Genomic DNA, 18,715 nt, shown 5'->3' with positions numbered 1-18,715 from the left:
TATTACCAATGACCGGATCGTGCGCCCCGGTCACATACTTTGCGCAATCCTCGCTAATCGTGCTGGCTATTGCAGAGAACTGGACAGTCACAAAGGCTTTGCGGCATAGTCGCCGGGTTCTGACGTACCCACATCCAATAACAAGGAACAGCCGATGGCGACCTTACTGGTTCTGCACGGACCCAACCTGAACCTGCTCGGCACCCGCGAGCCGGGTGTATACGGTGCAGTTACCCTCGAACAGATCAACCTCGATCTGGAACGACGGGCCCGTGAAGCCGGCCACCATCTGCTCTACCTGCAAAGCAATGCCGAGTATGAATTGATTGATCGCATTCACGCCGCGCGCAGCGAAGGCGTGGACTTCATCCTGATCAATCCCGCCGCTTTTACGCACACAAGCGTTGCATTACGTGACGCGCTGCTGGCGGTGAGCATCCCATTCATCGAAGTGCATTTATCGAACGTGCATAAACGCGAAGCTTTCCGCCATCACTCTTACTTCTCCGACGTAGCGGTAGGAGTGATCTGCGGCCTTGGCGCCAGCGGTTACCGACTGGCCCTGGAGGCCGCCCTGGAACAAGTTGAAGAACAGGCTAAACGCCCCTGACCGACCCTTGGGAGTTGATGATTCATGGATATCCGTAAAGTTAAGAAACTGATCGAACTGCTGGAAGAATCCGGTATCGACGAGCTGGAAATCAAGGAAGGCGAAGAGTCCGTACGGATCAGCCGTCACAGCAAGACCCCGGCCCAACAGTTCTACGCACCACAGATGCAAGCACCGGCTCCTGCCGCTGCTGCTCCGGCCGCCGCACCTGCTGCTGCCGCAGCTCCCGCCGCACCGGCCGCGCCAGTGCTCAACGGTTTCGTGGTCAAGTCGCCAATGGTCGGTACTTTCTACCGCACCCCGGCACCGACCTCGCCAGCCTTCGTTGAAGTGGGCAAGACTGTGAAAGTGGGCGACACCATCTGCATCGTGGAAGCGATGAAAATGATGAACCACATCACGGCCGAAAAAGCCGGCGTCATCGAATCCATCCTGGTAGAAAACGGTCAGCCGGTTGAGTACGACCAGCCGCTGTTCACCATCGTTTGAACCGCGGAGCGCCTTCGATGTTGAAACCTGCGAAGAAACTGCAAAAAGTCCTGATCGCCAACCGCGGCGAGATCGCGCTGCGTATCCTGCGCGCCTGTAAGGAAGAGGGCATCAAGACCGTCGCTGTTTACTCGACGGCCGATACCGAATTGATGCACGTGAAACTGGCGGACGAAAGCATCTGCATCGGCCCGCCACTGGCCACGAACTCGTACCTGAAGGTCTCGAACATCATCGCCGCGGCTGAAGTGACCGGCGCTGATGGCATCCACCCTGGCTACGGCTTCCTCGCGGAAAACGCCGACTTCGCCGAACAGGTGGAAAAATCCGGCTTTGCCTTCATCGGCCCGAAAGCCGAGACCATTCGCCTGATGGGCGACAAGGTTTCGGCCAAGGACGCCATGATCGCAGCCGGCGTGCCAACCGTTCCAGGCTCCGACGGCCCGCTGCCGGAAGACGAGGAAACCGCTCTGCGCATTGGTCGTGAAGTCGGTTACCCGGTGATCATCAAAGCCGCCGGCGGCGGTGGTGGTCGCGGCATGCGCGTGGTGCACAAGGAAGAAGACCTGATCGAAGCAGCCAAGCAGACTCGCTCGGAAGCGGGCGCCTGGTTCGGCAACCCGATGGTCTACCTGGAAAAATACCTGACCAACCCACGTCACGTGGAAGTCCAGGTACTGTCCGACGGCCAGGGCCACGCCATCCACCTGGGCGACCGCGATTGCTCGCTGCAACGTCGTCACCAGAAGGTCCTGGAAGAAGCTCCGGCGCCGGGCCTGGATGAAAAGGCGCGTCAGGAAGTCCTGGCACGTTGCGTCAAGGCTTGCATCGATATCAACTACCGTGGCGCCGGGACTTTCGAGTTCCTCTACGAGAACGGCCGCTTCTACTTCATCGAGATGAACACTCGCGTGCAGGTAGAGCATCCGGTTTCGGAGATGGTCACCGGTATCGACATCGTCAAGGAGATGCTGAGCATCGCCGCTGGCAACGTGCTGTCCTTCACCCAGGACGACGTGAAGATGCACGGCCACTCCCTGGAGTGCCGGATCAACGCCGAAGACCCGAAAACCTTTATCCCAAGCCCTGGCCTGGTCAAGCATTTCCATGCGCCAGGCGGCAACGGCGTGCGTGTGGATTCGCACCTGTACAGCGGCTACAAGGTTCCGTCCAACTACGACTCGTTGATCGGCAAGCTGATCACCTGGGGCGCCACCCGCGACGAGGCCATGGCCCGTATGCGCAACGCCCTGGACGAAATCGTGGTCGACGGCATCAAGACCAACATCCCACTGCATCGGGATCTGGTTCGTGATGAAGGCTTCTGCGAAGGTGGTGTGAACATTCACTACCTGGAACACAAGCTGGCCAACCAGTAAGTTTGTGCTCCACTCACAAAACCGCCTTCGGGCGGTTTTGTTGTTTATGGTCACGCAAGAACACCACAAAACCCTGTGGGAGCTGGCTTGCCTGCGATAGCGGTGGGCCAGGCACTGATGAGCACGCTGACACCCCGCCATCGCAGGCAAGCCAGCTCCTACATTTGGCCCCCAGTGCTTTCAGTGGTGTCGTCTTCTGGCCTGCTCTCGCGTAAACTTGCGCCCTTTCGCAGCCCCACCCCGCTGCACACTCATTTTTTCAAAGGTGCCCGCCATGCCTTGGCTGCAAGTCCGTCTCGCCATCAGCCCAGAACAAGCCGAAACCTATGAAGACGCGTTCCTTGAAGTGGGCGCCGTGTCGGTGACCTTCATGGACGCCGAAGACCAGCCGATTTTCGAGCCTGAGCTGAACACCACGCCGCTGTGGTCCCACACCCACCTGCTGGCCCTGTTCGAAGATGGCACCGACGCCACCAGCGTCTTTGCCCATATGGAACTGCTGACCGGCGGCCCGCTGCCCGAGCACCACAGTGAAGTGATCGAAGACCAGGACTGGGAACGCAGCTGGATGGACAACTTCCAACCCATGCGTTTCGGCCAGCGCCTGTGGATCGTACCCAGCTGGCATGCCGCCCCGGAGCCTGAGGCCGTCAACCTGCTGCTGGACCCGGGCCTGGCATTCGGCACCGGCACCCACCCAACCACCGCCCTGTGCCTGGAATGGCTCGACGGCCAGGACTTGCACGGTTGTAACGTGCTGGACTTCGGCTGCGGCTCGGGGATCCTGGCCATCGCCGCGCTGCTGCTGGGCGCCAAGGAAGCGGTCGGCACCGATATCGACGTGCAGGCCCTGGAAGCTTCCCGCGATAACGCCGGGCGCAACAACATCCCTGAAGACAAATTCCCACTGTACCTACCGGAGCAGTTGCCCCAGGTACAGGCCGACGTGTTGGTCGCCAATATCCTTGCCGGGCCGCTAGTCTCGCTGGCCCCGCAACTGTCGAGCCTGGTCAAGCCTGGCGGGCGCCTGGCGCTGTCGGGGATCCTCGCCGAGCAGGGTGAAGAAGTCGCCGCCGCCTATGCCCAGGACTTCGACCTGGACCCCATCGCCAACCGCGATGGCTGGGTACGCATCAGCGGTCGTCGGCGCTAGAATGAGCGCCTGCATGAATCGGATGGCCGCATGACCGACAGTTTCGTCACTCAGTGCCCGCATTGCCAAACCCGTTTCCGCGTCAGCCATGCTCAACTGAGCGTGGCCCGTGGCGTGGTTCGCTGTGGCTCTTGCCTGCAAGTGTTCAATGCTGCCCGCCAGTTGCTGGAGCAGCGTGCCCACGCACCTGAGGCGCCAAGCGCCGAAGCTGCGCCGCGCGCCATCAGCCAGAAGCAATGGAGCGCCGAAGAGCTGGACCTGGATAACCTGGACCTGGACGAGGAACTGGCCAAGCTGGAGCGCCGGGAGATCCAGCACACTCAGCCCCAGGGCAGCGAACGGCGCCAAGCCAGCGCCGACCGCCGGCAAAAAGACGAGTCGATGAGCGCCAGCCGCGACACCGCCAAGGCCGAAGAAGAACAATGGGCCGCCAGCCTGTTCAGCGATCCACCAGACGAACGGGCTGCGACAATCGCCCACGCCGAGGAAGCCGTCGAGCCGGCCCCAGTACCCACGGGCAAACCCCTGCGCACCGAGCCTTCGATGTCCTTCGACCTTCACGAGGTGGACGACGAGCCGACGGTGCTGCATACCGCCGACGCCCTCGACCCGCCCGAGCCAACGCTCGGCAGCGAACCGGACGAGCCTGAGCCTGAACCGCGCCGCAAGCGCTCCCGCACCGCCTCCAATGCCCATGACGAGATGCTGCAGGACCTGGAAGACGACCCGCTGCACCTCTACACCGGCAAACGCCCCGCTGGCTGGGGCCGCCGCCTGTTCTGGCTGACCCTGGTGCTGCTGGCCGCCGCTGCGCTCGCCGGACAGTACATCGCCTACCAGTTCGACGAACTGGCCCGCCAGGACAAATACCGGCCGTGGTTCCAGGAGCTGTGCCCGAAACTGGGCTGCACCGTGCCGTCGCGGGTCGATATCGCCCATATCAAGAGCAGTAACCTGGTGGTGCGCAGCCATCCCGAGTTCGCCGGCGCGCTGGTGGTGGATGCGATCATCTACAACCGCGCCACCTTCTCCCAGCCGTTCCCGCTGCTGGAGCTGCGCTTTGCCGACCTCAATGGCCGGATGATCGCCAGCCGGCGCTTCAAGCCCGCCGAGTACCTCAGCGGTGAGTTGGCCGGCCAGACCGAGATGCCATCCCAGACCCCGATCCATATCGCCCTGGACATTCTCGACCCGGGCAACAAAGCTGTGAACTACAGTCTCAGTTTCCACTCCCCCGAGTGATTGGCCGCGCGCGTCAAGGTTCGGACGGCAGGTTATTGACTTGCCCGTCCACGACCAAACCGCTGGCGATAAGAAAATAGCTGCTCAGATTTTATCCAATTCAGCCTTTAACCAGTCATCGAGAGCGGGTATCATGCCAACCCTTTTTCGAACTCTAATGATCCGGCCCCACAACAGGGAAGTCCTATGTCGGCGGTACGCATCGGCCCATATACATTGCCAAACGCTTTGATTCTCGCCCCGATGGCGGGCGTCACCGACCAGCCCTTTCGTCAGCTGTGCAAACGTTTGGGCGCGGGCCTTGTAGTCTCGGAAATGGTCACCAGCGACATGAGCTTGTGGAACACCCGCAAATCGCGGATGCGCATGATCCACGAAGGTGATCCCGAGCCCCGCTCGGTACAGATCGCCGGTGGTGATGCACAAATGCTGGCGGATGCGGCCCGGGCCAACGTAGAGCTGGGTGCACAGATTATTGATATCAACATGGGCTGCCCGGCCAAGAAGGTCTGCAACAAGGCCGCCGGTTCCGCCCTGTTGAAGGATGAGCAACTGGTGGCCGAGATCCTGCAGGCCGTTGTCGGCGCAGTGGATGTACCGGTCACCCTGAAGATCCGTACCGGCTGGGACCGGGACAACAAGAACGGCCTGACGGTGGCGAAGATCGCCGAACAGGCAGGCATTACAGCATTGGCGGTGCATGGCCGCACCCGCGCTGACCTTTATACCGGTGAAGCCGAATACGACACCATCGCTGCGATCAAGCAGGCGGTGTCGATTCCGGTCTTTGCCAACGGCGACATCGACTCGGCCGAGAAAGCCCGGCGCGTACTGCACGCAACCGGTGCCGATGGCCTGTTGATCGGCCGGGCCGCCCAGGGGCGGCCATGGATCTTTCGTGAGATCGAGCACTTCCTGCGTACCGGCGAAATCATGCCGGCACCGGGGCTGATCGAGGTGGAACGTATTCTGCTAGAGCATCTGGCCGCCCTGCACACCTTCTATGGGGACGTGATGGGCGCGCGCATTGCTCGCAAGCATGTGGGTTGGTATCTCGCAACCCTGCCCGGCGCCAAAGAGTTTCGCGCAGGGTTCAATCGTTTGGATGAAACGCAAGCACAGGTCACCGCCGTTCGTGAGTTCTTTGCCGAACGAGACAAGAGCCTGAGAGCAGGGGACGGAGAAGGGGTGGCCGCATGACGATGATGACCGAGACTTTAGTGAGTGGAACAACACCCGTGAGCGACAACGTCAATTTGAAACAGCACCTCAACACGCCGAGCGAAGAAGGCCAGACCCTTCGCGGGAGCGTCGAGAAAGCGCTGCACAATTATTTCGCCCACCTTGAGGGCGCGGCCGTCACGGATGTGTACAACCTGGTGCTCTCCGAAGTCGAGGCGCCCTTGCTCGAAAGCGTGATGAACTACGTCAAGGGCAACCAGACCAAAGCCAGTGAGCTGCTGGGCCTGAACCGTGGGACCCTGCGCAAGAAGCTCAAACAGTACGATTTGCTGTAAGCATTCAATCAAACCAGAAAGGCGCCCGCGTAAAACCGGTCGCCTTTTTTGCTGACTCCTTTGCTTTTGATGGAAATTGAGATGACCGACCAGACTACCCGCCTGCCGATCCGCCGCGCCTTGATCAGTGTTTCCGACAAGACCGGGATCCTCGAATTTGCCCGGGAGCTGGAAGCCCTGGGTGTGGAAATCCTCTCCACGGGCGGGACCTTCAAACTGCTGCAGGACAACGGCGTGGCCGCAGTAGAAGTCGCGGACTACACCGGTTTCGCAGAAATGATGGACGGTCGGGTCAAGACCCTGCACCCGAAAATCCATGGCGGCATCCTCGGCCGTCGCGGTATCGACGACGCCATCATGAACGAGCACGGCATCAAGCCGATCGACCTGGTGGCCGTTAACCTCTACCCGTTCGAAGCCACCATCAACAAGCCAGGCTGCGACCTGCCGACCGCTATCGAAAACATCGATATCGGCGGCCCGACCATGGTGCGCTCGGCGGCCAAGAACCATAAAGACGTGGCCATCGTGGTCAACGCCAGCGACTACGCCCACGTATTGGAAAGCCTGAAAGCCGGCGGCCTGACCTACGCCCAGCGTTTCGACCTGATGCTCAAGGCCTTCGAGCACACCGCCGCCTATGACGGCATGATTGCCAACTACATGGGCACCGTGAACCAGGCCGCCGAGACCCTCAGCACTGAAGGCCGCAGCCAGTTCCCACGCACCTTCAACAGCCAGTTCATCAAGGCCCAGGAAATGCGCTACGGCGAGAACCCGCACCAGAGCGCGGCGTTCTACGTGGAAGCCAAGCCTGCCGAAGTGGGCATCGCCACCGCGACCCAACTGCAAGGCAAAGAGCTGTCCTACAACAACGTGGCCGATACCGACGCCGCGCTGGAGTGCGTGAAGAGCTTCGTCAAGCCGGCCTGCGTGATCGTCAAGCACGCCAACCCATGCGGCGTGGCCGTGAGCCCGGACGCCGAAGGCGGGATCCGCCAGGCCTACGAACTGGCCTACGCCACCGATACCGAATCGGCATTCGGCGGCATCATCGCGTTCAACCGCGAACTGGACGCCGAGACCGCCAAGGCCATCGTCGAGCGTCAGTTCGTGGAAGTGATCATCGCGCCAAGCGTCAGCAGCGAGGCCCGTGCCATCGTGGCGGCCAAGGCTAATGTGCGTCTGTTGGCCTGCGGCGAGTGGTCGGCTGACCGTGCCGCTGCCTGGGACTACAAGCGCGTCAATGGCGGTTTGCTGGTACAGAGCCGCGACATCGGCATGATCGGCAGCCAAGACCTTACAGTTGTGACCAAGCGCGCACCGACCGAGCAAGAGATCAACGACCTGATCTTTGCCTGGAAAGTGGCCAAGTACGTTAAATCCAACGCCATCGTCTACGCCAAGAACCGCCAGACCATCGGTGTCGGCGCGGGCCAGATGAGCCGTGTGAACTCGGCGCGCATCGCCGCGATCAAGGCTGAACACGCCGGTTTGCAGGTGGTGGGTTCGGTGATGGCTTCCGACGCATTCTTCCCGTTCCGTGATGGCCTGGACAACGCCGCAAAAGCGGGCGTGACTGCCGTGATCCAACCGGGCGGTTCGATGCGTGATGCCGAGGTGATCGCCGCGGCTGATGAAGCCGGTATCGCGATGGTCTTCACTGGCATGCGCCACTTCCGTCACTGACAGATTTGATACCAAGCGGGCACTGGCTTGTGTAGGAGCTGGCTTGCCTGCGATGCAGACAACTCGGAGTTTCAGTGCGACCGAGTTGATGCTATCGCAGGCAAGCCAGCTCCTACAGAAAAGCGGCTCACAGTGCTCCCAAGAATTGAGCATCATCCGAGGTTTTTGAAATGAATGTTTTGATCATTGGCAGCGGTGGCCGTGAACACGCACTGGCCTGGAAAGTCGCCCAAGACCCACGCGTGCAGAAAGTATTCGTGGCCCCCGGCAACGCCGGTACCGCCATTGAAGCCAAGTGCGAAAACGTCGCCATCGACGTATTGGCCCTTGAGCAACTGGCCGACTTTGCGCAAAAGAACGTGTCGCTGACCATCGTCGGCCCGGAAGTACCGCTGGTGGCGGGCGTCGTGGACCTGTTCCGCAGCCGTGGCCTGGACTGCTTCGGCCCGACTGCGGGCGCGGCCCAGCTGGAAGGCTCGAAAGCCTTCACCAAGGATTTCCTGGCTCGCCACAAGATCCCGACCGCCGACTACCAGAACTTCACCGAGATCGAGCCGGCCCTGGCTTACCTGCGTGAAAAAGGCGCACCGATCGTGATCAAGGCCGATGGCCTGGCCGCCGGTAAAGGCGTGATCGTGGCGATGACCCTGCAGGAAGCCGAAGACGCCGTGCGCGACATGCTCGCCGGCAATGCCTTCGGTGACGCGGGTTCGCGCGTGGTGATCGAAGAATTCCTCGACGGCGAAGAAGCCAGCTTCATCGTGATGGTCGACGGCAAGAACGTCTTGCCGATGGCTACCAGCCAGGACCACAAGCGCGTCGGCGACGGCGATACCGGTCCGAACACCGGTGGCATGGGTGCCTACTCCCCTGCCCCGGTGGTCACCGCCCAGGTGCACCAGCGCGTGATGGACCTGGTGATCTGGCCGACCGTGCGTGGCATGGCCGATGAAGGCAATGTCTACACCGGCTTCCTGTACGCGGGCCTGATGATCGACAAGGCCGGCAACCCGAAAGTCATCGAGTTCAACTGCCGCTTCGGCGACCCGGAAACCCAACCGGTGATGCTGCGCCTGCAGTCGAGCCTGGTGCTGCTGGTGGAAGCCGCCCTGGCCCAGGCCCTGGACAAGGTTGAAGCACAGTGGGATCCACGTCCGAGCGTTGGCATTGTGCTGGCGGCTGGTGGTTACCCTGCCGACTACGCCAAGGGTGATGTGATCCAGGGCCTGGATGCGGCCGCGACACTCGAAGGCAAGGTGTTCCACGCCGGTACCGCGCTCAAGGACGGCCAGGTCGTCACCGCCGGTGGCCGTGTACTCTGCGCCACGGCCATGGGCGCCAGTGTCGATGCCGCCCAGCAGCAAGCGTACAAGCTGGCCGCCAAGATCGACTGGCAGGGCTGCTTCTACCGCAAGGACATCGGCTATCGTGCCATTGCCCGTGAGCGCGGCGAAGATCAGTAACCAGCTATCCGTTCGGCTAGGCAAGGGCCTTTGGCCCTTGCCGTCCTATTGCGGTCCCGCGCATAGTTAACCCCGTGCATCAACCTACGAAGGGATTTCGCCGTGCGCTGGCTCAGGATCGCCATAGTTTTTACTGTCAGCCTGCTGACCTTGCTCTGCCTGTTGCCGGCCCAGGCCGTCGCGCAAGGCAGTGGCTGGGCCGTATTACTCGATGAACAGGCCGACCTGCAACTGAGCGACATTCGCTCCCCCCGCTACAACAACCAATTTAGCCCCATCGAACTGGACCGGATCACCGCCGCCGAGCCCAATGGCGCGCTGTGGGTACGTTTCAGGCTGCAACCGGGCAAGCACGAGCAAGTGCTGCGGGTATTCGCGCCGGACCTGGCGCACCTCAACCTGTATGTGCTGGACGGCGACACGCTGATCGAGCAAGTGAATACCGGCACCCGCCAACCCCAGGCTGAACGTCCGCTGCCGAGCAGCGACTTCATGCTGCCCATGCCCCAGAGCCAGAAACCCCTGGATGTGTATGTGCGCCTGGTCTCGGAGCACGAACTGCGGCCGTACCTGACCCTGGAACCGGCCGTGATGGCTGCCGCCAACCAGACCCAGACCCTGGTCTATGGCCTGCTGTTCGGCTGCCTGCTGATGCTGATCCTGCACAACCTTACCCGCTACGCCTACCATCGTTCGCGCAGCAGCCTGTGGCTGGCGGCCTGCGAAGTGCTGCTGTTGCTCAGCCTGTTGCTGCTGCTCAACCTGCTGGGCCCCTGGCTGCCGAACTGGCACGCCCTGCAAACGCCGGGCGCCTATATGGCGTTGCTGCTGACCGCGCCGTGCGGCTTGATGTTCGCCTATCGCTTCTTCGCGCCACTGGGCCCGCACCCGCTGAACAAGCTGCTGATGGCCGATATCCTGCTAATCGTCCTGTGCGGCCTGTTACTGCTGTTCGTCAACACCCTGCCGCTGAACATCATCACCTATGCCCTGGTGGCACTGGCCGGCCTGAGCATGCTGTTTGTCTCGGCCTACCACTGGCAAAAAGGCTACCGGCCTGCACGCCTGTTCTTGCTCGCCATGGTGGTATTCAACACTGGCACGCTGATTATCCTCCCGGCCCTGCTGGGCCTGACCCTGGTGGCCCCGCAAGGCCTGATCATCACCCTGCTGGCGGTGATCTGCGTCAGCGGCCTGTTGATGAGCCAGGCCCTGGGCGAGCGCCAGCGCAGCATCGTCGAGGATCGCTTCAGCCTCAGCCGCGACCTGGCGGCCAGCAACGCCGAGATCGCGGCCAAGGCCGAGTTCCTGGCGAAGATCAGCCATGAAATCCGCACGCCCATGAACGGCGTACTGGGCATGACCGAATTGCTGTTGGGCACGCCTTTGTCGGTCAAACAGCGTGACTACGTGCAGACCATCCACAGCGCCGGCAATGAACTGCTGACCCTGATCAACGAGATTCTCGACATTTCCAAGCTCGAGTCCGGGCAGATTGAACTGGACGACGTGCAGTTCGACCTCAATGCCCTGATCGAAGACTGCCTGAGTATTTTCCGCGCCAAGGCCGAGCAGCAGAACGTCGAACTGATCAGCTTTATCCAGCCCCAGGTGCCACGGGTCATCAGCGGCGACCCGACACGCCTGCGCCAGGCCCTGCTGAGCCTGCTGGAAAATGCCCTGCAAAAGACCGACGAAGGCGAAGTGCTGATCGTGGTCGCCCTGGATGAACGCAGCAGCAAACCGCGCCTGCGCATCGCCGTGCAAGACAGCGGCCTGCCGATGGAAGCCACCGAGCGCGACGCCCTACTGCACAGCGAACTGCACAGCAAGAATTTCCTGTCGGCCACCCGCCTGAGCGGCCACCTCGGCCTGGTGATCGCCCGCCAACTGATCCTGCTGATGAATGGCGAGTTCGGCATCAAGGCCGGCAGCCAGCAAGGCAGCACCCTGTGGCTGACCTTGCCGCTGGACCCCGAGCGCCTGGAGCACCCGACCTCCGATCTCGACGGCCCGCTGCAAGGCGCGCGGGTGTTGGTGGTGGACGACAACGACACCTGCCGCAAGGTGCTGGTGCAGCAATGCACCGCCTGGGGCCTGAACGTCAGCGCCGTGCCATCGGGCAAGGAAGCCCTGGCCCTGCTGCGCACCAAGGCGCACCTGCGCGACTATTTCGACGTGGTGCTGCTGGACCAGAACATGCCCGGCATGACCGGCATGCAACTGGCGGCGAAGATCAAGGAAGACCCGAGCCTGAACCACGACATCCTGCTGATCATGCTCACCGGCATCAGCAATGCCCCGAGCAAGATCATCGCGCGCAACTGCGGGATCAAACGCATCCTGGCCAAGCCGGTTGCGGGCTACACCCTCAAGACCACCCTGGCCGACGAACTGACCCAGCGCAGCAAAGGCGTGGTCCAACCCCGCCACATCGCGCCGAACGTTCCTGTGGCCGTCACCGTGCCCAGTGATTTCCGCATCCTGGTGGCCGAAGACAACAGCATCTCCACCAAAGTGATTCGCGGCATGCTCGGCAAGCTCAACCTGCAACCCGATACCGCCAGCAATGGCGAGGAAGCCTTGCAGGCGATGAAGGCCCAGCGTTACGACCTGGTATTGATGGACTGCGAAATGCCGATCCTCGATGGCTTCTCTGCGACCCAACAGCTGCGGGTCTGGGAAGTCAGCAACCAGCGCACCCGCACGCCGGTGGTGGCACTGACCGCGCACATTCTCTCGGAACACAAGGAACGCGCACGCCAGGCCGGGATGGATGGGCATATGGCCAAGCCGGTGGAGTTGTCGCAACTGCGCGAACTGGTGGAGTACTGGGTGACACAGCGCGAGCAGCCGGCGGAGCAGGCGCACACCTCCTGAGGCAAGGAGGCTCCCTGTGGCGAGGGGGCTTGTCCCCCGCTGGGCTGCGAAGCGGCCCTAAAACCTGCTATCCGGATTTAACTGAAAGAACTCAATGAGGCGGGTGGGGCCGCTTCGCGGCCCAGCGGGACAAGCCCCCTCGCCACAAAAAGCCCACTCTCCACAGAGGCCCCCTGACCACAGAAGCCCACTCTCCTCAGAAAGCCCCCTAGCCACAGAAAGCCCACAAGCCTGATAGACTCCCCCTCGCCCTTCCTTCGCTGTGAGCTTCCACCATGCTCCATGTGTTGTTCAGCGTTTATTTGAAGATGCTGGTGCTGTATAGCCCCTTCTTTGTCCTCTCCTGCTTTATCAGCCTGACCCGCGGCTATTCCAGCAAGGAACGGCGGCGCCTGGCCTGGAAGGTCGCCCTGGCGACGCTGGTGTCGAGCGTGTTGCTCTACCTGTTTGGCCGGGTGATTTTCAGTGTGTTTGGCATCACCGTGGATGCCTTCCGCATCGGCGCCGGCAGTGTGTTGTTCATTTCGGCCCTAGGCATGGCCCAAGGCAAGTCAGCGGTACAGACCGACAATGTGCAGCAGGACGTGACCATCGTCCCCCTGACCATTCCCCTGACTGTCGGCCCGGGCACCATCGGCGCGCTGCTGGTGATGGGGGTCAGCCAGCCCCATTGGGACGACAAGTTCATGGCGATTCTCAGCATCGCCCTGGCCAGCCTGACCGTAGGCGTGGTGCTGTACCTGTCCAATCGGATCGAACGCATCCTCGGTGACCAGGGCCTGCAGATTGTCAGCCGCTTGATGGGCCTGTTCGTGTGCGCGCTGGCCGCGCAGATCATTTTTACCGGGATACGCGGTTATCTGGTGCCCTGAGGCAGCGGTCAAATCCGGTATTGGGCAATGGCCTGCAAGACCTTGTCGCCTGCACTCCTGCGCAACTGCTTGAGGGTAGCCTCGTTGACCACCGCCGGGTTGAGCATCAGGCAGGTCTGACCACTGAAGGCTTCGACCGTGGAGCTGTCCCATTCAAAAAACGGGACGCCCAGTTTCTTGCTCACGCCATGGGCGCTGTAGGTCACCAAAATCATCAGCACTTCGCCATCGACTTCAGAGCAGGACGCCAGGCCAAAGTCACCGCCTTCATGGGTGACAATGTTGCGCTTGAACAGATCAAACGGCGCCGCCTGCTGCTTCAGCGCGTCGAAGGCATCCGCTGCCAATTTGGGCAGCGCCATGGCCAACGGGCCCGCAAGGGACGTCGAAGCCACGGTGGACGAGATGATGTTGAGCGCCGCCATCTGCACCGTCAGGCCTTTCCTGGAGGTCGTCACCCGCTCAAAACTGCTGCGTATCGGCAACCACCCCAGGCTGGTCATGACCTTGATGAACTCGTCATACCAGGCCTGGCTGCCGCGCGTTACGTTCAGCACGTCACTCACATAGCTGCTGGCCAACAGGTAGCTCTTGCGGGTGTATTCCTTGTTGAGATGGCTCATGCCCGCGACAAACGAGAACACACTGTTGTTAATCACCGCGCCATTGAGGTCGACCTGCGCCTCGGCGGGTAAAGGGCCCCCCGACGACTGCGCGCTCACCGGTAAACGGTAAGTGGCAATCAACTTGCTCTTTTTCGCCATATTGATTCGTTTATGTTTTCGCTCCATGAATGTTTCTCCACAAAAACCCACACGGGTCTACTGCCAACACTAGCCGGCCCAGGCGTTTTTTTCAGGGGCCCGGGCAGCGCCGAATGCGGTGGGCAAAAAGCACCTACCAGCGCCAGCTCCCGCAAACACTGGGGAGGGCGCCAAGCCTGATAAAGCGCAGGTTTGCTTCTGTAGCAATAAGGTGAGAAACCGTGGCTGGCGTGTCGAAACAGCCCCATCGGATAGGGAAACGTCATCGCCGGGAGTTGGTCTTTTCCTACCCGTCAGCGGCCCCATTGCGGGGCCGCTGTTGCATCAGGAGAGCGGTTTTTCACCGTACCAGCGTGGCGTGTACACCCACTCGCCACCGCTCAGCCGAGGGAACGCACAGGTGGTGGACGAACCGATCAGCACCATGGTGCGCATGTCCACCTGGTCCGGTGTCAGTTGGCCCAAGGTGAGGGTGCGCAGCGTCTGCCCAGGACGACCAATATCCCGCCCCAACACCACCGGCGTTGCCGCATTGCGGTGCTGGGCGACGATTTCCAGGGCGCGCCCCAGTTGCCATGGGCGCGAACGGGAGATGGGGTTGTAGAACGCCAGGGCCAGGTCGGCCTGGCATGCCAGGTCCAGGCGTTTTTCGATGATGGACCAGGGCTTGAGGTTGTCCGACAGCGACATCACGCAGAAGTCATGCCCCAGCGGCGCACCCGCCTGGGCCGCGGTAGCGAGGGAGGCCGAGACCCCCGGCAAGATTTCCAGCTCGACCCGCTGCCAGGCCGGGTCGCTGGATTCATGCAACGCCTCCAGCACCGCCGCCGCCATGGCGAATACGCCAGGGTCGCCAGAAGACACCACCACCACCGAACGCCCCTGGGCCGCCAGCTCGAAGGCGTGCCGCGCCCGCTGCATTTCTTCACGGTTGTCGGTGCAGTGCTGCACTTGGTCGGCGCGAAACGGCCCGGCCATGCGCACATAGGTTTCGTAGCCCAGCACATCGGTGCAACGCGCCAGTTCAGCCTTGACCGCCGGCACCATCAGTTCGGCAGCGCCGGGGCCCAGGCCGATCACGGCGAGACGGCCACGGGGGCGGCCCAGTTGCGCCAGGTCTACCGGCGCAGCAGCGCCATGGATGACGATATCCGGCCCGGCAGCCAGCGTCGTAAACCGCAGTGGCACACCCAGTTCCAGCGCAGCTTCCTGCAATTGGCCGCTGGCCATGTCGGCATCGTCGGCCAACAGGCACGCCAGCGACTGCACAGCGATACCGTCCTGCTGCAACGCCTGGCGAACCCGCGCCGCCAGTTCGGCGCCCGGGCGGCAGGCGACCCAGGTGTTCTTCGGATAGATCAGCAGCTCATTGGCCGCCGGCACACGTTCGGCGCTGCCCACATGAATGCTCAGGCGCGCCTGCTGGTCCTGCGCCAGATTAGCCTGCTCCAGCCACGGCGCCGCGCCTTCGATACGCACTTGCTCACCGGCCAGCAGGTCCGAGACAAAGCGCTTGCCCAGCTCCAGGTCGGCCAGTTGATAGCCCTGAGGCGGGTTGAGCAGGCAGGTGCCAAAGCGCAGCTCGCCACTGGTGGTGATCGCGGCCGCCACACCCAGGGCCGCCGCGATTTCCCGCGCCATGCCATTGACCCCACCCAGGCCACCGAGCAACGGCACCACCGCGCTGCCGTCTTCGGCAACTGCCAGTACCGCCGGTTCTTCGCCTTTTTCCAGCAACAGCGCGGCCAACGTGCGGATCACAATGCCTGCCGCGCACAGGGCAATGATCGGCGTGCCCCGCTGATACAACTGGCGCAGGGTCGCGCCAAACTCACTGTAGGTCTCGTCGGCACCGTCCACCCGACCGGCCAAGCCGTGGATCTGCGCGCCTGGGTACACCTGCTGGATGCTGCGAGCCGTGGCCAGGCTGCCCTGGCCGAGGATTACGATCGCCGGCGTCATCACCCTTGCCACCTTTCGCCCGGCACGATGATCAACGAGAAATACGGCGACGACATCGGCTCGACCTGATCCAGCGCGACGATTTTCTGGTTGGCCATGGTGGCGCGCTCGACATACAGCGCACGCCCGGCCAGCCCCAGTTCCTCAAGCACCTGGCGCACCTTGGTGAAGTTGCGCCCCAGCTTCATGATCACCGCCGCATCGGCATCCGCCAGGCGCCGCTTGAGCTCGTCATGGGGCAGCACCCCGGACAGTACCGACAGGCTCTGGTTGCGATACACCAAAGGCGCGCCCAGCACCGAAGCGCCGCCGAGCATCGAGCACACGCCGGGGATGACCTGGGCGTCGTAGCGCTCGGCGAGGCGGTCATGCAGGTACATGTAGGAGCCGTAGAAGAACGGGTCGCCTTCGCAGATCACCGCCACATCACGCCCGGCATCCAGGTGCGCGGCCACGTCGACACTGGCGGCGTCATAGAAATCGCTGATCACCTGCTCATAGGACAGCGGCGCCGGCAAGGCTTCGGTGGTCACCGGGTACACCAGCGGCATCAGCGTCTGCTGGGGCACCAGGTGCTCTTCGATAATGCCAAACGCATTACCCTTCTTGCCCTTGGCGACGAAGTACGCCACCACCGGCGATTCGCGCAGCAGGCGCAGGGCCTTGAGGGTGATCAGTTCCGGGTCACCGGGGCCGACGCCCAGGCCGATCAAACGTCCACGCGCCTGCATCATTCGACCTCCGTGGCCAGGGCGTTGACCGCCGCAGCGGCCATCGCACTGCCGCCCAGACGGCCCTGCATGATCACAAACGGCACGCCACGGCTGTCGGCGGCAAGCATCGCCTTGGACTCGGCGGCGCCGACAAAACCTACCGGGAAACCGAGGATCAGCGCCGGCTTTGGCGCGCCGGCGTCGAGCATTTCCAGCAGGTAGAACAGGGCGGTAGGCGCATTGCCGATCACCACCACACTGCCGGCAAGATGCGGGCGCCACAGTTCCAGGGCGGCAGCGGAACGGGTGTTGCCCAACTCGCGCGCCAACTGCGGCACGCTGTCGTCGCGCAACGTGCAGATCACTGGGTTGTTGGCCGGCAGGCGGGCCCGGGTCACCCCTTCAGAAACCATCCGCGCATCACACAGGATCGGCGCGCCAGCGGCCAGGGCCTCACGGCCGGCCTTGCCTGCGCCTTCGGAGAACTGCAGACCGTCGATCGCCTCGACCATGCCGCAGGCGTGAATCACCCGCACGGCGAGTTTTTCCAGGTCGGCCGGGATGCGATCAAGCTTGGCCTCTGCGCGAATGATCGCAAAGGAGTTGCGATAGATCTCCTGACCGTCGCGGATGTAATCAATCATCGGTGTTGCTCCGTGGACGGGCACGCAACACGGCGCCCGCCGCTTCAATAGAAAGGTTGTGCGCGTGCAGGCGGCCGAAACCCGGCTGGCCTGCATCGCGAAAATAGAGGTCGTAGTGCCCAACGCCCACCGCCAGCAAAGTGACCGGGGCAATGTGCGCCGCAGCGCAGGTGCGCGGGCAGCCGGACAGGTGCACGTCCAGGCCCTGGCCGTGGTCCTGGAGCAGCGTGGCCAGGTGCAGGGCATCGGCCTTGGTGTCGGCCTGGGCCTTGGCGCAGCCGCTGGAACCGGTGCAGGCAATCATCCGCGCCAGGGCCTGGTCGGCCGAACACAGGAAGCCCAACTGCGCCAGGCCTTCAGTCACGCGCGGGGCTGTGTGCGGCGCCAGGTTGGGCAGCAACAGGCCCTGCCACGGGGTGAAGCGTAATGTGCCGTCGCCACATTCGAGGGCCAGTTGCGCGGCGCCGCGCAGCATGGCTGGGGCCAGCCGGCCCAATGGCGTGACTGCGGCCACATAGACCCGCTCGGGTTGGCGCTGTGGATAAGTCCCCAGGCGCAAGCGGCTCGCAGTGGCGCGACGACGATAGCCATCGGCGGGGAGCAAGGGCAGGTTCAAACGCCCGACAAAGTTATCCACAGACGTTTGCGCCAGCAGGTCGCGCATGCGGTTCTGGTCGGGCCGGGCCAGGTCGAGAAACAGCTCCAGCACCGCGACGACCAGGTCATGCCCCTGATCCACGCGGACCGCGGCCAGCGGCAGGTCGCGCGCGGGGCAACCGGCCAGGCCGAACGCCAACAAGGTCTGGCCCTGCGCGGCATAGGCCGATAACCACAGGTCGTGATGATGATCGAGCATCGCCAGGGCTTCACCGCCATCCAGTTGCACGGCGAACTTGGCCGACAACTCATGAAACCGTGGATGGGCTTGCAGGGTGGCGAGGATCTGGTCCGCCAGGGGCCGGGTGTCCAGCAGCAGCGCGCGGTCGATGCCAGCGCCGGGGCTGAGCATCACATTGCGTACGTCATCGCCGCCGGCGGTGGTCGGGCCCAAGCCCGCAGCCAGCAGGTGCGTGATCAAGCCATCATGCTGCGGGCCAATGCCGCGAATCTGCAAGTTGGCGCGGTTGGTCGCCTCGATCACCCCGCCGGCGTAAGCCTGCGCGGCGTGCGCCACGGCCAAGGCCTGCGCAGCGGTGATAGCCCCACCGGCCAATTTGATCCGGCAAATCCCACCATCCAACGCCTGGACAATACGCAGCAACCCCGGGCAACCCGAGGGGCGTTTGCTATTGGACAGAGGAAGTGGCTTCACGGGGGCTACCGGTTCACGGGTAAAGG

Annotated in this window: 16 protein-coding genes; 11 read left to right on the top strand and 5 right to left on the bottom strand. The window is 62.8% G+C overall.

The annotated features are described in order from the left end of the window. Positions 1-154 precede the first annotated feature (154 nt). From aroQ to BHC62_RS04075, 11 genes are all read left to right on the top strand, one after another. Positions 155-610 (top strand): type II 3-dehydroquinate dehydratase, encoded by a 456-nt coding sequence (gene aroQ / locus BHC62_RS04125; RefSeq protein WP_029297648.1) that lies wholly within the window; start codon positions 155-157, stop codon positions 608-610. 24 nt (positions 611-634) lie between these two features. Further along, positions 635-1,099 (top strand): acetyl-CoA carboxylase biotin carboxyl carrier protein, encoded by a 465-nt coding sequence (gene accB / locus BHC62_RS04120; RefSeq protein ID WP_029297651.1) that lies wholly within the window; start codon positions 635-637, stop codon positions 1,097-1,099. Between the two features lie 17 nt (positions 1,100-1,116). Then, positions 1,117-2,478 (top strand): acetyl-CoA carboxylase biotin carboxylase subunit, encoded by a 1,362-nt coding sequence (gene accC / locus BHC62_RS04115; protein ID WP_003188188.1) that lies wholly within the window; start codon positions 1,117-1,119, stop codon positions 2,476-2,478. 274 nt (positions 2,479-2,752) lie between these two features. After that, positions 2,753-3,631, top strand: a complete 879-nt coding sequence (gene prmA / locus BHC62_RS04110) for a 50S ribosomal protein L11 methyltransferase (RefSeq protein WP_029297657.1) — start codon at positions 2,753-2,755, stop codon at positions 3,629-3,631. Between the two features lie 30 nt (positions 3,632-3,661). Next, on the top strand, positions 3,662-4,873 hold the full coding sequence (locus BHC62_RS04105; protein ID WP_070994301.1) for a DUF3426 domain-containing protein: 1,212 nt from the start codon (positions 3,662-3,664) through the stop codon (positions 4,871-4,873). A 186-nt stretch (positions 4,874-5,059) separates the two neighbouring features. Continuing rightward, positions 5,060-6,073 carry a tRNA dihydrouridine synthase DusB gene (gene dusB, locus BHC62_RS04100; protein ID WP_029297661.1) on the top strand — a complete coding sequence of 338 codons (1,014 nt, stop codon included), beginning with the start codon at positions 5,060-5,062 and terminating at the stop codon, positions 6,071-6,073. Then, a complete protein-coding gene (gene fis / locus BHC62_RS04095; RefSeq protein ID WP_003186237.1) occupies positions 6,070-6,390 on the top strand; it encodes a DNA-binding transcriptional regulator Fis in 321 nt (106 codons plus the stop codon). The genes dusB and fis overlap by 4 nt, the downstream gene beginning before the upstream one ends. An 81-nt stretch (positions 6,391-6,471) precedes the next feature. Further along, positions 6,472-8,079: a bifunctional phosphoribosylaminoimidazolecarboxamide formyltransferase/IMP cyclohydrolase gene (purH, locus tag BHC62_RS04090; protein WP_070994300.1), complete on the top strand. Its 1,608-nt coding sequence runs from the start codon at positions 6,472-6,474 to the stop codon at positions 8,077-8,079. Positions 8,080-8,249: 170 nt separating this feature from the next. Next, positions 8,250-9,542: a phosphoribosylamine--glycine ligase gene (gene purD / locus BHC62_RS04085; protein ID WP_029297678.1), complete on the top strand. Its 1,293-nt coding sequence runs from the start codon at positions 8,250-8,252 to the stop codon at positions 9,540-9,542. A 102-nt stretch (positions 9,543-9,644) separates the two neighbouring features. After that, a complete protein-coding gene (locus BHC62_RS04080) occupies positions 9,645-12,422 on the top strand; it encodes a hybrid sensor histidine kinase/response regulator (RefSeq protein ID WP_070994299.1) in 2,778 nt (925 codons plus the stop codon). 275 nt (positions 12,423-12,697) lie between these two features. Further along, on the top strand, positions 12,698-13,294 hold the full coding sequence (locus BHC62_RS04075; RefSeq protein WP_029297681.1) for a MarC family protein: 597 nt from the start codon (positions 12,698-12,700) through the stop codon (positions 13,292-13,294). Positions 13,295-13,302: 8 nt separating this feature from the next. On the opposite strand, the gene BHC62_RS04070 is transcribed toward BHC62_RS04075, so the two are convergent. From BHC62_RS04070 to cobG, 5 genes are all read right to left on the bottom strand, one after another. After that, positions 13,303-14,085 (bottom strand): hypothetical protein, encoded by a 783-nt coding sequence (locus BHC62_RS04070; RefSeq protein ID WP_070994298.1) that lies wholly within the window; start codon positions 14,083-14,085, stop codon positions 13,303-13,305. 297 nt (positions 14,086-14,382) lie between these two features. Next, positions 14,383-16,020, bottom strand: coding sequence for a precorrin-3B C(17)-methyltransferase (cobJ, locus tag BHC62_RS04065; protein ID WP_070994297.1), 1,638 nt, complete (start codon positions 16,018-16,020; stop codon positions 14,383-14,385). Beyond that, entirely contained in the window at positions 16,020-16,754 is a 735-nt protein-coding gene (locus BHC62_RS04060; protein WP_370694595.1) for a precorrin-2 C(20)-methyltransferase, read from the bottom strand. The genes cobJ and BHC62_RS04060 overlap by 1 nt, the downstream gene beginning before the upstream one ends. Continuing rightward, positions 16,751-17,377 (bottom strand): precorrin-8X methylmutase, encoded by a 627-nt coding sequence (locus tag BHC62_RS04055; protein ID WP_029297694.1) that lies wholly within the window; start codon positions 17,375-17,377, stop codon positions 16,751-16,753. Before BHC62_RS04055 ends, BHC62_RS04060 begins: the two co-directional genes overlap by 4 nt. Beyond that, the gene (gene cobG, locus BHC62_RS04050) at positions 17,370-18,674 is read right to left on the bottom strand and encodes a precorrin-3B synthase (protein ID WP_071609999.1); all 1,305 of its coding nucleotides are present in this window, start codon (positions 18,672-18,674) and stop codon (positions 17,370-17,372) included. Before cobG ends, BHC62_RS04055 begins: the two co-directional genes overlap by 8 nt. Positions 18,675-18,715: the final 41 nt, after the last annotated feature.

The sequence above is a fragment of the Pseudomonas sp. 06C 126 genome (assembly GCF_001855215.1).
In the GTDB taxonomy this organism is placed as follows: domain Bacteria; phylum Pseudomonadota; class Gammaproteobacteria; order Pseudomonadales; family Pseudomonadaceae; genus Aquipseudomonas; species Aquipseudomonas proteolytica.
The sequence above is the reverse complement of the archived record's forward strand: the minus strand, read 5'-3'. Positions and strand labels throughout refer to the sequence as shown.

Excerpts from the sequence above, each read along its gene's own strand:
- aroQ (WP_029297648.1), top strand. The coding sequence starts at position 155 with ATGGCGACCTTACTGGTTCTGCACGGACCCAACCTGAACCTGCTCGGC.
- accB (WP_029297651.1), top strand. The coding sequence starts at position 635 with ATGGATATCCGTAAAGTTAAGAAACTGATCGAACTGCTGGAAGAATCC.
- accC (WP_003188188.1), top strand. The coding sequence starts at position 1,117 with ATGTTGAAACCTGCGAAGAAACTGCAAAAAGTCCTGATCGCCAACCGC.
- prmA (WP_029297657.1), top strand. The coding sequence starts at position 2,753 with ATGCCTTGGCTGCAAGTCCGTCTCGCCATCAGCCCAGAACAAGCCGAA.
- BHC62_RS04105 (WP_070994301.1), top strand. The coding sequence starts at position 3,662 with ATGACCGACAGTTTCGTCACTCAGTGCCCGCATTGCCAAACCCGTTTC.
- dusB (WP_029297661.1), top strand. The coding sequence starts at position 5,060 with ATGTCGGCGGTACGCATCGGCCCATATACATTGCCAAACGCTTTGATT.
- fis (WP_003186237.1), top strand. The coding sequence starts at position 6,070 with ATGACGATGATGACCGAGACTTTAGTGAGTGGAACAACACCCGTGAGC.
- purH (WP_070994300.1), top strand. The coding sequence starts at position 6,472 with ATGACCGACCAGACTACCCGCCTGCCGATCCGCCGCGCCTTGATCAGT.
- purD (WP_029297678.1), top strand. The coding sequence starts at position 8,250 with ATGAATGTTTTGATCATTGGCAGCGGTGGCCGTGAACACGCACTGGCC.
- BHC62_RS04075 (WP_029297681.1), top strand. The coding sequence starts at position 12,698 with ATGCTCCATGTGTTGTTCAGCGTTTATTTGAAGATGCTGGTGCTGTAT.
- BHC62_RS04070 (WP_070994298.1), bottom strand. The coding sequence starts at position 14,085 with ATGGAGCGAAAACATAAACGAATCAATATGGCGAAAAAGAGCAAGTTG.
- cobJ (WP_070994297.1), bottom strand. The coding sequence starts at position 16,020 with ATGACGCCGGCGATCGTAATCCTCGGCCAGGGCAGCCTGGCCACGGCT.
- BHC62_RS04060 (WP_370694595.1), bottom strand. The coding sequence starts at position 16,754 with ATGATGCAGGCGCGTGGACGTTTGATCGGCCTGGGCGTCGGCCCCGGT.
- BHC62_RS04055 (WP_029297694.1), bottom strand. The coding sequence starts at position 17,377 with ATGATTGATTACATCCGCGACGGTCAGGAGATCTATCGCAACTCCTTT.